The organism is Sphingobium sp. BYY-5, from assembly GCF_022758885.1.
Taxonomy (GTDB): domain Bacteria; phylum Pseudomonadota; class Alphaproteobacteria; order Sphingomonadales; family Sphingomonadaceae; genus Sphingobium.
In genome coordinates this window covers 634,569-648,185 of record NZ_JALEBH010000002.1, presented here as the reverse complement: position 1 = coordinate 648,185, position 13,617 = coordinate 634,569, and the positions used below count along the sequence as shown (strand labels likewise).

Sequence of the window (13,617 nt, the reverse complement as noted above, 5' to 3'; positions counted from 1 at the left end):
GGCCCAACATGGCAAGTCTGCTCGTCACGGCGGCAGCGCTTGCGGTCGCTTCTGTCCCGGCTTCGGCCGGGGCAGCCCGCGATACGATAATCGAAAAGCTGTCGCAGCGCCTCTTCCCGCTTCTCGATGCGGCGGGGCGCGATCCGGCGACGCTGGATCGGCTCAAGGCCGGCTCCGGTATCTCCACCCTGCTCCGCGCGCGTCAGGACCGGCGCGCAGCCTGCGGGCAGGATCTGGTCTGCGCGGCGCAGGCGATGATCTGGACGCCGGCGGAGGCTGACGCGATGGGCCGCGCCGTGGCTACGCTGACCAACTTCCCGGCGGCGGATGACGGCGCGCCCGCGCAGATCCGGCGTGAAATCGAGGGCGTCAACGCCATCGTGCGGACCTATGGGCTGGGACAGGTTCCATCCTATCCGCAGATTGACGGCGCGGGCATGATCGACCCGCAAGAGCGACAGGCGCGGCTTCAGGCCGCCGACTGGCTGTCGCACACACCCCGCGACCGGTCGGTGCAGGCGCTGGACCCCAGCGTCGACTATGCGCTCGCCCTGCTGGACGTCAGCGACCGCACTGACGCGATCGGCTATGAGCCGCTGATGGGTGGGGCCAACGCCGCCGCCATGGCGCGGACGAAGACGCTCGACTGGAGCCGCTATCGCTTCAGCGCCATGATCTTGACCGGCGTCGGTCCGGAAATCGACGACATGCCGCTCAGCCCCTACGGCAAATATCATCTGCGCCTGGCTGCCAACCGCTTTGCGCAGGGCGATATTCCCTTCATCATCGTCACCGGTGGCCGCGCCCATCCGCGCGCAACCCGTTTTGCCGAGGCGGAAGAGATGCGCAGGGCGTTGATCGAGCGTTATAGCGTGCCCGCCGATGCGATCCTGATCGAGCCCTATGCCCGGCACACGACGACCAATTTGCGCAACGCGACCCGGTTGTTGATCGCCATGGGTGCGCCGCTGGACGAATATGCGCTGATCGTCTGCAATCCGCAGCAAAGCGCCATGATCGAAAGCGTGCAGTTCACGAAGCGCAATGCCGATGAGCTGGGCTACCAGCCTGGCCAGATCGGTCGCCGTTTCTCGTCCACGGAACTCGCCTTCCGACCCAACCGCACGTCCGCGCGGATCGATCCGCGCGATCCGCTCGACCCCTGATTCGGAGCCGCCTTATGCGTTCCCTCGCTTTCGCCGCCGCCCTTGCCCTGTTGCCGACGGCGGCTCACGCCTGGGGTGGCACTGCCCATAGCGCGATCGATCGCGCCGCGATCGAGGCCATCCCCGATGACGGTCCGATATTCCTGCGCAACTATGTGGATTATATTGCGGCCTCGGCGACACTGCCGGACAGTTGGCGCGGGGATTCGGAGAATTTCTCGAAGATCGAGGAAGATCCCAATCATGGCTGGTTCCGGGAGCAGTTCACTTTCCTGAAACCCATTCCGCGCTCGCGTTATGAGTTCGTGATCGCCCTCTACAAGCGCTACGAGACGATCAAGGACAGCGATCCCGCGACCGCCGCGCGCACCAATGTGCGCTGGACCGGCACCCTGCCTTATGCCGCGATCGAGGCTTATGACCGGCTGATCGTCTGTATGCGTCAGGTGCGTAAAGCGCAGGTCGAGGGCGGCGACGCATCCGTGCCCGAACAGCATTGCGCTTTCGACACCATTCGCCTGGGCCATTATATCGGCGATGGCGCGCAGCCCATGCATGACTCGGTTCATTCGGACGGTTGGCGGGGCGACAATCCCGAGGGCTTCACGACCGACCGCAGCGTCCATGGCCGGTTCGAAGGCCAGTTCGTCGACGGCATGAAACTGACGGTAGCCGATATCGCGCCGCGCATCGGCGAACCCGGCCATCGCAACGGCGACATGTTTGACGCGGTTCTCGCCTATCTGGACGAGGCAGGGAACAAGGTCAGGGCGGTCTATACGCTGGAGAAGCGCAACGGTTTCGCCGACTTCGCTGACAAGGAGGTACGGGCCATGATCTATGAACGGACGGCTGCGGGCGCCTCCATGCTGCGCGACATGCTCTGCCGCGCCTGGGCGGAAAGCGCCCATCCGCCGACCAAGGTCACGCCATCGCCACTCGATTTCAGCAATCCCCGCTTCAACCCCGAAACCGGGTCGGCGCCCGACTGACGGCGTCGATTCAGCACGGCAAGCAGGCGGTCATGCCGGACATGGCTTAAGTCGAAGCGACGCATCAACAGGATCGCGGCAAAACTGCCGATCAGCGGGACGCCCAGCCCCAGGCCGAGTATCCCAGTCTGGACCGCGACGGCCTGTGCCTTGCCCGGCGCGTAGCCAAGCCAGCCCAGCGTCCAGCCGATCAGGCTGATCGAGGCGGCCCCGCTTGCCTTCACCACGACGAGGTAGAAGGCGAACAGCCCCGTTTCGAAACGCCTGCCATGCCGCCATTCCACCACATCGACGGCGTCGGCGAGCAGCCCCCATGGCAGCATGAAAACGCTGGCTAGGCCGAAGCCGATGACAGCCGCACAGACCGTAAGCGCGGTGGGCGAAGACAGGCAGAGGCTGAAGGCAACCAGGCCGGTCGCGCTCACGCCATGGCCCATGGCGAGCAGCGCGCTTTTGCTGAACCGGCCGGTCATGGCGGTCCACAGGATCACGCCTGCAAATTGCCCTATCGTCAACGCCAGCAGCAATGTCGCGACCAGGTCGGGACGATGGACGACGTAGCTGCCCATATAGAGCAGCATTCGTCCGAAGGCCGGGGCCGCAAAACCGGTCAGCAAGGCCAGAAGTCCCATGCCGATCACCATGGGATCGCGCAGCGGAACGCGGATGCCATCCTTTCCGGACCTTCGTTGCGCGGATCGGCCGGTGCTGCTGCCGGAGGTCCAGGCGCACAGGATCATGGTCAGCGCAAAGAGGCTGCCTGCGATCGCGCCGGTCAACGCCAGCCGGTCGAAAGCCTGATCGCTCCCCGCCCGCTGCACCAGCGGCGCCATTATCGTCGCAACGATCAGGGCGCTGGCCGTGCTGAAGAGCAATCGGTAGCCGGACACGCGCCCCCGGGCGCGGCTGTCGCTGGTCATCTGCGCCATCAGCGCATTATGGGGCACGTCGATGACCGCATAGGCCCCGCGGAACACCAGCAGCGCAGCGGCCAACATCCATAGCTGCCGAGCGCCCAGTGCCGGCATCGCATAGAGAAGAGCGAAGGCCAGCGCGCACGGCGTTGCCGCGACCGCCACCATCCAGCGATAGCCCTTGCCCGCATGTCGCAGACGAATGACCAGCCGGGCCGCTACCAGGTCGAAGACGAGGTCGCCGCACAATGCCGCCAGCATCAACCATCCCGCCGTCGTGCCGCCCAGGCCGAGCACGTCGGTCAGCAGGAACAGGATCGTCAGGTCCGCGCCGCCGAACACCAGCGCCTTGCCGAAATTGCCGGAAGCATAGGCCAGCATTCGGCCCTCTGCCAGTTTCTGGATCACCTGAGCTTCCCGTGCATTCGCGACCGCATGGGTTCTGCGGGACGTGATGCGCGTAGAAACCTATTCTTTCATTTCCGCGACAAAGGCGGACCGAGATATACCATGTTTGTCCTGTTTCTTCATGAGAGACGAAAGGCGGGCCTGACGGAAGCGGCTGTCCAAGAAACAGAGATTGAGCAAATTTTCTAAAATATCGAACATGCTGGATTAATTTATCGGTCTGTTTCGCACAAGGCAACCCGCCTAAACCTTCGATCAGCCCGAATATATCGGGTGACGGATTTCAAACAGAAGGTTCCCTATGAGCAATTTCATCACCACCGCCGACGGCGTCGATATCTTTTACAAGGATTGGGCAGCAAAGGCGCCCAGCCTATCATGTTCCACCATGGCTGGCCGCTGTCGTCGGACGATTGGGACGCAGATGCTGTTCTTCCTGAGCCATGGCTACCGAATGGTCGCCCACGATCGCCGCGGACATGGCCGGTCCGCACAGGTCGATTTTGGTCATGATGGGACGTCTTGGCGCCCAGATCGGAAAGGCGGCCGGACTGCACCTAAGAACGGAAAAATCGACGCCGAGCGGCTGGGATGGGTCGACAGCCGAGATGGCCGTTGCGCGCCACTCTTTGCCGTTCGGCGACGCTTCCCATCCGCTTGAAAGCGGACAATATGACCTACACAGGCTCGATATCCGCATAGCGGTTCATTGTTGGCCCTGACGCCCGAACAATGTTGAACACCTCTTTCACAAGCTGCTGGTCCATCTTTAATTCCCAGTGCCAATGATCATATCGAATGTGGCGGGGTTCTTCTTTGAAAGCATCGGGCCAAATTTCATACAGCTTGCGGGCCTTCTTAGAATTATGATGCTTTATCGCGTTCACCATTAAGTTGACCACCAAGAGGCGCGCGTGAACGGCATAGCGCCGCTCCATCGAATTTACCATCTCACCATAGGCACCATTAAAGCGGACGGCGGGATCGAGGTTACGCGCGGTTTTTTCCCAGAAATGGAAAGCTGCCATGATGAAAGCTTCACAGAGCGCCTCACCCTCAAGACCGAGTTGCACCTCTTCCATCAAAATATTCATTTTGGCTTGTTCGTCCAAAATCTCCGATGCGCAAGCTTCAGCAGAATCGGCATTCGCAACAGACTTCGCCTTGCCCATCTCCGAAATCGCACGGCCAAAAGCGTTCTCAAGCCGATTCATACCTCCTACGAAAGCATTGGTCGCAAAGAAGTCTACAACATTCATATTTTTCATCGATATATGATCCCGAAATTGTTTAATTTCCTCCTTAATACTACCATAACGTGCCTGAGTCTGTTACTTGATAGCAACAGTAGGAATTATTAAAACAATTGACCATAAGGCCTGTCCGTAGAAACTTAACTAAATATATAATTTTGCATCACGTCCGTTTTTCCGGGGGCCTCCGCAAAAGAATAAGCCATGTAATCTGAGCGCAAGCGCGTCAGATTATTAGTTTGGCGTATTTCAGGATGAGGCGAGGTCGGGAGATCAGTCAATGCATTACATGGCTGAAGCGCGCGGCCAGAGGGAAGAATTAGCCATAGAATGTCTGCTTCTGCCATCAAGGAAGATAAAAGCGGCCGTTCCGAAATCGGCCATCAGGTCTTACAGTCGGACGCTGGCTGACTCCAATTTTCGCCGTGCGTTGCTGCTGGCCGCCAATCAGGATTGCGACGCTATCGCGATCGCGGAATAGTCCGCAGTCGCGTCCAACGGAATCCCCGCCTCTTTCCGCTCGGAATACCGATCCACAAGCTGCGCCGCGTGTGGCCGCATCAGCACAGTGAAGCGCACCAGCTCCTCCATCACATCGACGATGCGTTCGTAGTAGCTCGACGCCCGCATCCGGCCCTCTTCGTCGAACTCCTTGTAAGCCATCGCCAGCGACGATTGGTTGGGGATCGTGAACATCCGCATCCAGCGCCCCAACAGGCGCAGCGAATTGACGGCATTGAAAGATTGCGAGCCGCCGGACACCTGCATGACTGCAAGCGTGCGTCCCTGCGTCGGCCGCATCCCGCGCATCTGGAGTGGCAGATGATCGATCTGCGTCTTCATGATGCCGCTGATCTGGCCGTGTCGTTCCGGGCTGCACCAGACCATGCCTTCCGACCACAGCGCGTGCTCGCGCAGCTCATGAACGGCAGGGTGATCGTCCCCCGCCACTTGATCGGGCAGCGGTAGATCACTGGGATCGAAGATCCGTATCTCGGCACCGAAGAATTGTAGCAGGCGGGCAGCCTCTTCCACGGCGAGCCGCGAGAATGAGCGCTCCCGGAGGGATCCGTAGAGCAACAGAATCCGCGGAGGCGGTTGGTCCGGACCAAGGCCGCTGGCGGGACGTGCAAGCGCGAAGGCCTTGTCCAAAGCGGGAAGATCATCGGGGGCAGTAAGTTCGCGCAATCTCATGCGGAAAGTCCTTTCTCGTACCAAGGGCGGGTCCGCTTCACCAAGGCGACGATCGACAGCATCACCGGCACTTCGACCAGCACGCCCACAACCGTTGCCAGCGCGGCGCCGGAACTGAAGCCAAAGAGGCTGATGGCGGCGGCCACAGCCAGTTCGAAGAAGTTGGAGGCACCGATCAGGGCGGAAGGACCGGCGACGCACCATGCCACGCCGAAACGGCGGCTGAGCCAATAGGCGATGCCGGCATTGAGATAGACCTGAAACAGGATCGGCACGGCAATCAGCGCGATCACCAACGGTTGCCGGACGATCTGCTCACCCTGAAAGCCAAACAGCAGCACCAGCGTCAAGAGCAGGCTGGCAAGGCTGATCGGGCCAATGGCGGACAGAAAGCGCTGAAGCCGCTTCTCGCCGCCGCGAAGGAGCGCGCGGCGGAGCAGTTGCGAGATGACGACCGGGACGACGATGTAGAGTCCGACCGACAGCGCCAACGTGCTCCACGGCACGGTGATCGATGCCACGCCCAGTAGCAAGCCCACCAATGGCGCGAAGGCAAAGACCATGATCAGGTCGTTCAGTGCCACCTGGCTCAGGGTGTAGTTCGCCTCGCCGTCGACGAGGTTGGACCAGACGAAGACCATCGCCGTGCATGGCGCTGCAGCGAGCAGGATCAGTCCGGCAATGTAGGACGACGATGCGCCTTCAGGCAGTATCGGCGCGAAGAGATAGCCTAGAAAGAGCGTCCCGAGCAGCGCCATCGAGAAGGGCTTGATCGCCCAGTTCACCACGAGCGTGACGCCGATTCCCCGCCAGTGTTGCCGAAGGCTATGGAGCGCGCCGAAATCGACCCGCAGCAGCATCGGGATGATCATCAGCCAGATCAGCACCGCAACCACCAGGTTGACGTTGGCGATCTCCAGCGCTGCAATGGCCTCGAAGGCGCCGGGGAGCAAATGGCCGAGACCGATCCCGATCACGATGCACAGGGCCACCCACAGCGAGAAGTAGCGTTCGAACAGCGACATGGTCGTCAGCCCTTCTCGGAAGCGACAGGCGCGGTCGCGGTGCCGCCACCCAAGGCAATCTGCATGTAAACCGTGTCGAGCCAGCGGTCGGCCTTCCAACCCATGCCAGTCAAACGACCGACCTGCTCGAAACCGCAAGAGCCGTGGAGCGCGACCGAGGCAGGTTCGCCGCCGCCGATAACGGCGACCATCTGTCGAAAGCCATAGGCTTCAGCGGCATCCAGCAATGCTTTGAGCAGCAGCTTGCCGATGCCGCCGCCGCGCCGGTCGTGCGCCACGTAGATGCTGTTCTCGCAGGCATAGGCGTAAGCTGGTCGATCGCGGAATTGCGTGGCGTAAGCGTAGCCCACCACCGCAGATCCATCACAGGCAACAAGGAACGGCCAGCCCCGCCCGGTCACCATCCGTATCTTCTCTACGGTTTCGGCCTCGGTCGGTGGCACCACCTCGTAGGTCGCCGTGCCATTCAGGACATGATGCGCATAGATGGCGGCAATGGCCTCAGCATCGCCGATCGTTGCGCTGCGAACCGAAAGCGTCATCGCCGGGTCGCTTCCACGACTTCGCCGTCTTCCTTGACGAAAGTGCTGCGCTGCTCGGTCGGCAGCAAATCCAATACTGCTTCGGACGGGCGGCAGAGCTTCACGCCCAACGGCGACACGATCAGCGGCCGATTGATGAGGAGGGGATGCTCCATCATCGCGTCGATCAGCACCTCGTCCGTCAAGGTCTCGTCGCCGAGGCCCAGTTCGGCATAAGGCGTGCCCTTCTCGCGCAGCAAAGCGCGTGGGGTAATGCCGGCCCGCTCGATGAGGCCGACCAGCAGCGCACGGCTTGGCGGCGTCTTCAGATACTCGACAACATGGGGCTCGATGCCTGCGTTGCGGATCATGGCCAGGGCATTACGAGAAGTCCCGCAAAGCGGGTTATGGTAGATCACGATATCGGTCATTATCGCCTCTTCAGCAGCAGGTGAGTTCAGCCAGAAGCGGCTCGCACAGTTCGGCGCGCCCTTGGCAGCAATCCTTGGCCAGATAGACCATCAATCTGCGTAGCGCGGCGAGGTTGGCGCGCTGGATTTGTTGGCGACCACGCTTCTCGGAAAGCACCAAGCCGGCCTTCACCATCACGGCCAGATGCGTCGAGAATGTGCTCTGGGTCAGTCCCGACGCTTCGACCAATTCGCCGGTCGACAAGCCATCAGGCTCATGTCGGATCAGCAGCCGAAACGCCTCGAGCCGTGTGGGATGGCTGAGAGCGGAAAGGATTGAGAGCGCGTCATCGGTGTCCATGCATCGTGATTATCCGATGCGAATTAACTCGTCAATAAATCATCGATAATTCCCGATGCTTTAGTCCTCAGAAACAAAGGCAGCTTGGACCAACTGCTGAATGGAAGCTGCCTTTCCGAAATTGGCTTGGCGCGGGCGACCGGAACGGAAAACCTGACTGTCCGCTCCTGGGGATCAAAAATTGCCCCTTGAGCGGCAATAATGGGTCGACGGCAGAAGCGGCAACCATGCACTAATTCCGAACTCAGCGCCACGGAGGACTCTCGCGGCGATGACCGCTGCGCAATTCAAGAGTTTTGGAGAATCGGTGCCAGGTCGCGAAACGCGTTTATGACACGTTGAACGGTTACGACCTTCCTGTCCGCGTTATACGCGATCAATAAGCGGCGCTCAAACGTCAGCGTCCGCAGACCTGCGACCAAGTCATCGCGGGGGGATCCACGATGAGGGAAATCGGCCAATGCCGCGATGCGTTCTTCAATTCTGGCAAGATAGCCGTCTGCCGTGGAGATATCAGCTTCCACGCTCACCCATTGGTGAAGTGCAATCAAATCCTCGATCGCCAATGCCGACAGTTGAACATCATAGGTCATCTCTTGACGATCGAAGCCCTAACCTGCGCAAATGCCTTGTCGAGCGGCATAGGGGGGCGAGGATCAGCTAGGGCTTCGGCAACGCGGACGCGCACCAGTTCATCCAATACAGCTTCTTCGCGATCCAGCGCACGCAAACCCGCTCGCATCACTTCACTCATGGACGCATATCGGCCAGACGCCAGATGGCGCTCGGCGTGCGATGACATTTCGCCAAGCGTTACCGTAATTGCTTTCGCAGCCATGCCTACCTCCGTTCCAATATGATTTTATCATATCGTATCGTTAAGGCGGAAGCTAGTGGCTAGTCAGCGGTACTGCACCAGACTGGTCGCGCAGAATGGGAAAGCAGACCGGCAGCTTACCTTTGGATACAGGAGGTATCTGATCCTTCCGGCCCTTCGGTAATAGGAGGGGCCGCATTGTATCGCTCGTGAAGTCGGTTGTCAGAACATCGGACGTCCGCATGTGAGAGTAAAAATCAGGCATTGAATGGTTAAGACGGGCCGGCTTCGAAGCCGTTCGCCATGCGTCATTCCCGGCCATTCACGGCTGGCCCAAGGATTGCCGGAAGCAGATGTGAATATGGCGTTGAATGAATATTTCTGAAATATAAATAATGAGCTGTTAAATTATCTCTATGAAATAAGTCATTATATTATTGAAATAATAAATGAAAATATGGGAAGTTTATCCAAAATCTATTGGAAAAATCAACCGGATGCAGATGTCCATTTTCGTCACCCGATGTGGATCGGTTCGTCGCGCAATATGCTCCAATTGCCCGCACAACTGCCGATGTGGCTCAGCCTGTTCATGTGACAGAAAGGTTAATCTGAACAGGCAGAGCATCCAGATGGAGAGGGTTCTGACAGCTGAATACGCCACCACGCGGGCGGCAGTCGGACGAGAAGCTGCGGTCATGCAGGCCCGACTGGTCGAATTTTGAAGGAGTAGCGTGATGAGTGTCATTTCCAAAAGCTCACAATGTCTCTTGATGCTTGCCCTGCTTTCCGGGGCATCATCGGGCAGTCTGGCTGCACAGACGCAGGATCCGCCTGCGGCCGACGTCTCCGCGACCGCATCTTTGCCGCCAGCCGAGATGACCGAAGGGCCGCAGATCAATGGCATCATTTCTGCACGCAGCGGTGACAGGATGCAGGTCACGGCCGCCGACGGCACCAAGTCCGTCATCGTCATCAACGATGACACCCGGATCAGTGCCAGCAAGGGCTTTTTCGGCCTCAACCGCAGCAGGCTGGCCGCAACATCGCTGCTCAATGGCCTGCCCGTTACCGTCAAGACATTGCAGTCGGGTGGTGGCCTGGTGGCGAGCCGGATCAATCTTCAGAATAAGGATCTCAAGACCGCATCGATGATCCATAACGGCACCGCGCAGGGCTTCGAGGAGCAGACCGCGGCAACGGAGGCCCTGCGTGGTCGTATGGGTGAGATCGACCAGTATAATGTCAAAAGCACGACCAACGTGAATTTCGACACTGGCAAGGCGGTGCTGTCCGCTCAGGCGAAAAACGAACTCTGCGCCACGGCGACCACTGCTGAGGGGATGAGCAACGCCCTGCTGCTTGTGGTAGGTTATACCGATTCTACGGGTGGTGAAGAACTCAATCAGGAGCTTAGCGAAAAGCGAGCCGGTCGCGTCGTCAATTATCTTCAGCAGGCCTGCGGCTGGAAACCCTATCGTATGCTTACCCCCACCGGAATGGCCGAAGCCGACCCTCTGGCGAGCAATGACTCCGTTGAAGGCAAGGCACAGAACCGCCGCGTTGCGGTGAATGTCCTGGTTAGCAAGGGCCTCGACGGCCTGTGAGACGCATGGGGTGGGCATTGCCCACCCCAGCTTTCGGTTCGCATCGCCAGTTCGGTCAGTGACCGCAATGCAAAATTTCAAAATTGACTACTAAATGAGTAGAGATTAGGAGCGCATGCAGATCTGATCGGTCAGCCATTCCGCCCAGGCGTCCACGCCAGCATTGACGACCTTCCTTTGCGTTGAAAGGGACAATCCATTGTTGATGCCTGGAATATCTCGACGAACCATTTTTCTCTCAACCTTCACCGGTTTCGCCGGATAGTTGCTTGAAATGTTCGGTGGCCGGGAAATTCATCTGGCGCACAATCGATTCATGATGTGCTGATGGATATTGCCGCGCGGCTCGTTCTGACCCTTGGGTCCTGATATCGAAGGCTTCTTGAGTGGTGTGCGGGCGAGAAACGGCGTCTGCCTCGTCGTTCGCGCGTTGGAGGCTATCATCATTATATGGGTTGAAGGCGGGTTCCGCGTCGGCCCTGATATTTACCCTATCCGTTTTTCAACCGCTCGCAGCCAGGCCATCGATCGAAAGCCGGTTCGACATCGCCCCCCAAGATATGGTGTCGGCGGTTCAGCAACTTGCTTTGCAAGGCGGACGGCAGATCGTTTTCCGCGCATCCCTGACCGGGGGCAAGCATACCCGATCCATCACCGGTCGTATGACCTTCGACATGGCGTTGCGGCGATTGCTCAAGGGATCGGGGCTGGTGTCGCGCGAGACGGCGGGCGGGGTGACGATAATTGAGAAGGCGCTCGGTCCATTGAATGCCGAGACCGTGCCGAAAGCTCCACCCGATCCGATGAGCCTTTTACCCCTGGTCGTCACGGCAGAGCGACGGCAGGAAAAGGTCGGTTTGATGAGCGACATCCGCGTGCGGCCGCAGGAGGTTTCAATGGCCGCCCTGGTGAACGCCAGTCCGAGTTTTTTCAGCCAACCGGCCGGTTCGGGCCAGCAGGCACTGCTCGTACGCGGAGTCGGCATGGCAGGGGAGGCGACCACGCCCGTCTATTTTGCGGGCGTTCCGATTTCCGGGCCGTCCGGAACGGGCAGCGATGCCGCTCGCACCGCCAGCGACCTTGCTCTGGTGGATATACGCCGGGTCCAGATATCCCGTATCGCCCGCAATAGCGAACATGGCGCGGGGTCTCTTGCCGGTGAGATTGAGATTGAGCCGGAGGAGCCTGTGCTGGGCGAATGGCATGGGAGGTCGAAAGTCGCCTTGGGCGTTCAGCAGGGCGGCGATGCCGATGTCGCAGCCTCGTCGACCATCAACGTTCCCGTGGGATCGGCCGCCGCCTTTCGTGCGACCGCCTATGTCAGCCGGGATGGCGGTTATATCGACAATGTCCGAACGGGTATGCGGAACGTCAATGACGACGACATGGCTGGATTTCGCCTGACGGCGCGGGCCGTGCCTGTGTCCAATCTTGACATGTCGCTGATGTTCGCCTGGCAGCACCGGCGCGTCTCCGATGTTTCATCCTGGCTTCAGGCGCTTGGCCCATATCGCACCGATCGCTACTTCGCCGCTCCGACAGAGCATGATTTCCTGCTCGGCCGTCTCAAGATCGACTATGACCAAGGCGCGCTGAAGCTGACCAGTATATCGGCCGCCTATCGTTGGAGGCTCGACCGGCGCTATGACCGCACCAACGCGACCCTGCTACAGGGAAGCGATTCGGAAGGCTGTCAGCGTTATTACGATCTCGCAACGCCGTCCTGCGATGCCGGGCAAAGCCAGCAATATGCCGATCATGTCGCGTCCCTGGCACCGTCGTTGCTGCATATCCCCATTCTGTCGACGCGGGTCTGGCAAGAGTTGCGCCTTGGTAATGAAGAGGCGGACGGCATCGCATGGGTTGCCGGTCTGCTCGTCGACCATCGCTCCGAAAAGCTGCGCAGCCAATTGTCGTCCTTCCCACTGGAAGAAGATGCCGTCCCAATTATTTTCGGGGAGCGCCGGCTGGCGATCTCCAAGGATCAAGCCGGGCTGTTCGGCAACATAGCCTATCGGGATGAGGAAGGGCTACTTCTGTCCGTGGGCGTCCGTTACGATCGCTATCGCGTCTCGTCACAGAATGACGTGGTCGTGCCCAACATTCTTAGCGGATCGATCGCGTCTTGGCCGCTCACAGTCAAGAAAAGCCAGGGCCTTGGCGGGCGCTTTCATATCGATGTGCCGATCGTGCTGGGAGTAACCTGGCACACGCAGTTGGTGCGCAGCTTTCGGCCGGGCGGGGTCAACACCGCGTCTGTCCTGCTGCCTGATCGCCTGACCTACGGCAGTGACAGCCTCTGGGGGGCGGAACTGGGTCTGAACCTGCGCTGGGGAACGGTCGCGGAGATGACCGTCACCGCCTATATGAACGACTGGCGTAACATGCAGTATCGCGCGCTGTCGGAAAATCGATCGCACGCCTATCTGGTGAATATCGGCAATGCTACGATCCGGGGAGCGGAGATCGAGCTGATCGTTCGGCCAGAGACCAGCCTTACCGCGAAGCTCGAAGCCAGCCTGATCCACGCACAATTGTCCCGCGTGTCTGATGCCAGACTTCTGGTCGGCAGCGCCGATATTGGCGACGATATTCCTTTCGTGCCGCGCCATCGCCTGCAATTCAACCTTGCGCGCGATTGGCGTATTGGCAACGGGCGCGGGTTCAGGATCGAGGGGGACTGGCAATATCAGTCCGGTTCCTGGTCGACCTTCAGCGCGAACGACCCGGATTTTACCGCAACGTCTGGCTTTGTGCTCTTTGGTGCCAGCTTTTCCTATCGCTGGGATCGGAATGACGTCGCGCTCCAGGCCCGGAATATCTTCGATCGCGTCGCGAATCTTCGCACCGTCACTAACGGATACGGCGTGGGTCAAACGTTCAGCTATGGACCACGCACGATCCTGCTGAGCTGGAACAGGCGTTGGTAGCAGGGGATATGGAGTGAAC

13 protein-coding genes and 2 pseudogenes are annotated in these 13,617 nt (G+C 59.7%); 6 read left to right on the top strand and 9 right to left on the bottom strand.

Annotated features, from left to right (window positions below; all coding sequences use genetic code 11):
- Window positions 1-8 precede the first annotated feature (8 nt).
- Both MOK15_RS18920 and MOK15_RS22030 read left to right on the top strand, forming a co-directional pair.
- On the top strand, window positions 9-1,166 hold the full coding sequence (locus MOK15_RS18920; RefSeq protein WP_242933262.1) for a YdcF family protein: 1,158 nt from the start codon (window positions 9-11) through the stop codon (window positions 1,164-1,166).
- A 14-nt stretch (window positions 1,167-1,180) separates the two neighbouring features.
- Window positions 1,181-2,158 (top strand): nuclease, encoded by a 978-nt coding sequence (locus MOK15_RS22030; RefSeq protein WP_347567234.1) that lies wholly within the window; start codon window positions 1,181-1,183, stop codon window positions 2,156-2,158.
- A gap of 56 nt (window positions 2,159-2,214) precedes the next feature.
- Here MOK15_RS22030 and MOK15_RS18915 read toward each other — a convergent pair.
- Window positions 2,215-3,453: pseudogene (locus MOK15_RS18915) on the bottom strand (MFS transporter); the annotation flags it as partial.
- A gap of 328 nt (window positions 3,454-3,781) precedes the next feature.
- Between MOK15_RS18915 and MOK15_RS18910 the strand changes: the two are divergent.
- Window positions 3,782-3,994, top strand: a pseudogene (locus tag MOK15_RS18910) (alpha/beta fold hydrolase); the annotation flags it as partial.
- Window positions 3,995-4,157: 163 nt separating this feature from the next.
- Here MOK15_RS18910 and MOK15_RS18905 read toward each other — a convergent pair.
- The 8 genes from MOK15_RS18905 to MOK15_RS18870 all read right to left on the bottom strand — a co-directional run bounded on the left by MOK15_RS18905 (window position 4,158) and on the right by MOK15_RS18870 (window position 9,082).
- Entirely contained in the window at window positions 4,158-4,748 is a 591-nt protein-coding gene (locus tag MOK15_RS18905) for a hypothetical protein (protein WP_242933260.1), read from the bottom strand.
- 432 nt (window positions 4,749-5,180) lie between these two features.
- Window positions 5,181-5,927, bottom strand: coding sequence for an arsenical resistance protein ArsH (gene arsH, locus MOK15_RS18900; RefSeq protein WP_242933259.1), 747 nt, complete (start codon window positions 5,925-5,927; stop codon window positions 5,181-5,183).
- Complete coding sequence (gene arsB, locus MOK15_RS18895; protein WP_242933258.1) at window positions 5,924-6,952, bottom strand: ACR3 family arsenite efflux transporter; 1,029 nt, start codon at window positions 6,950-6,952, stop codon at window positions 5,924-5,926. The genes arsH and arsB overlap by 4 nt, the downstream gene beginning before the upstream one ends.
- Before the next feature lie 5 nt (window positions 6,953-6,957).
- Window positions 6,958-7,494 carry a GNAT family N-acetyltransferase gene (locus MOK15_RS18890; protein WP_242933257.1) on the bottom strand — a complete coding sequence of 179 codons (537 nt, stop codon included), beginning with the start codon at window positions 7,492-7,494 and terminating at the stop codon, window positions 6,958-6,960.
- Window positions 7,491-7,904, bottom strand: coding sequence for an arsenate reductase (glutaredoxin) (gene arsC, locus MOK15_RS18885; RefSeq protein WP_242933256.1), 414 nt, complete (start codon window positions 7,902-7,904; stop codon window positions 7,491-7,493). The genes MOK15_RS18890 and arsC overlap by 4 nt, the downstream gene beginning before the upstream one ends.
- 10 nt (window positions 7,905-7,914) lie before the next feature.
- Window positions 7,915-8,244 carry a metalloregulator ArsR/SmtB family transcription factor gene (locus tag MOK15_RS18880; protein ID WP_242933255.1) on the bottom strand — a complete coding sequence of 110 codons (330 nt, stop codon included), beginning with the start codon at window positions 8,242-8,244 and terminating at the stop codon, window positions 7,915-7,917.
- Window positions 8,245-8,531: 287 nt separating this feature from the next.
- Window positions 8,532-8,837, bottom strand: coding sequence for a type II toxin-antitoxin system RelE/ParE family toxin (locus tag MOK15_RS18875; RefSeq protein ID WP_242933254.1), 306 nt, complete (start codon window positions 8,835-8,837; stop codon window positions 8,532-8,534).
- Window positions 8,834-9,082, bottom strand: a complete 249-nt coding sequence (locus MOK15_RS18870) for a type II toxin-antitoxin system ParD family antitoxin (RefSeq protein WP_242933253.1) — start codon at window positions 9,080-9,082, stop codon at window positions 8,834-8,836. The genes MOK15_RS18875 and MOK15_RS18870 overlap by 4 nt, the downstream gene beginning before the upstream one ends.
- A 436-nt stretch (window positions 9,083-9,518) precedes the next feature.
- On the opposite strand from MOK15_RS18870, the gene MOK15_RS18865 reads away from it, so the two are divergent.
- The 3 genes from MOK15_RS18865 (at window position 9,519) to MOK15_RS18855 (ending at window position 13,598) form a co-directional block, all read left to right on the top strand.
- Window positions 9,519-9,659 carry a hypothetical protein gene (locus tag MOK15_RS18865; protein WP_242933252.1) on the top strand — a complete coding sequence of 47 codons (141 nt, stop codon included), beginning with the start codon at window positions 9,519-9,521 and terminating at the stop codon, window positions 9,657-9,659.
- A 139-nt stretch (window positions 9,660-9,798) separates the two neighbouring features.
- The gene (locus tag MOK15_RS18860) at window positions 9,799-10,668 is read left to right on the top strand and encodes an OmpA family protein (RefSeq protein ID WP_242933251.1); all 870 of its coding nucleotides are present in this window, start codon (window positions 9,799-9,801) and stop codon (window positions 10,666-10,668) included.
- 560 nt (window positions 10,669-11,228) lie between these two features.
- Window positions 11,229-13,598, top strand: coding sequence for a TonB-dependent receptor (locus MOK15_RS18855; protein ID WP_242933250.1), 2,370 nt, complete (start codon window positions 11,229-11,231; stop codon window positions 13,596-13,598).
- Window positions 13,599-13,617 lie beyond the last annotated feature (19 nt).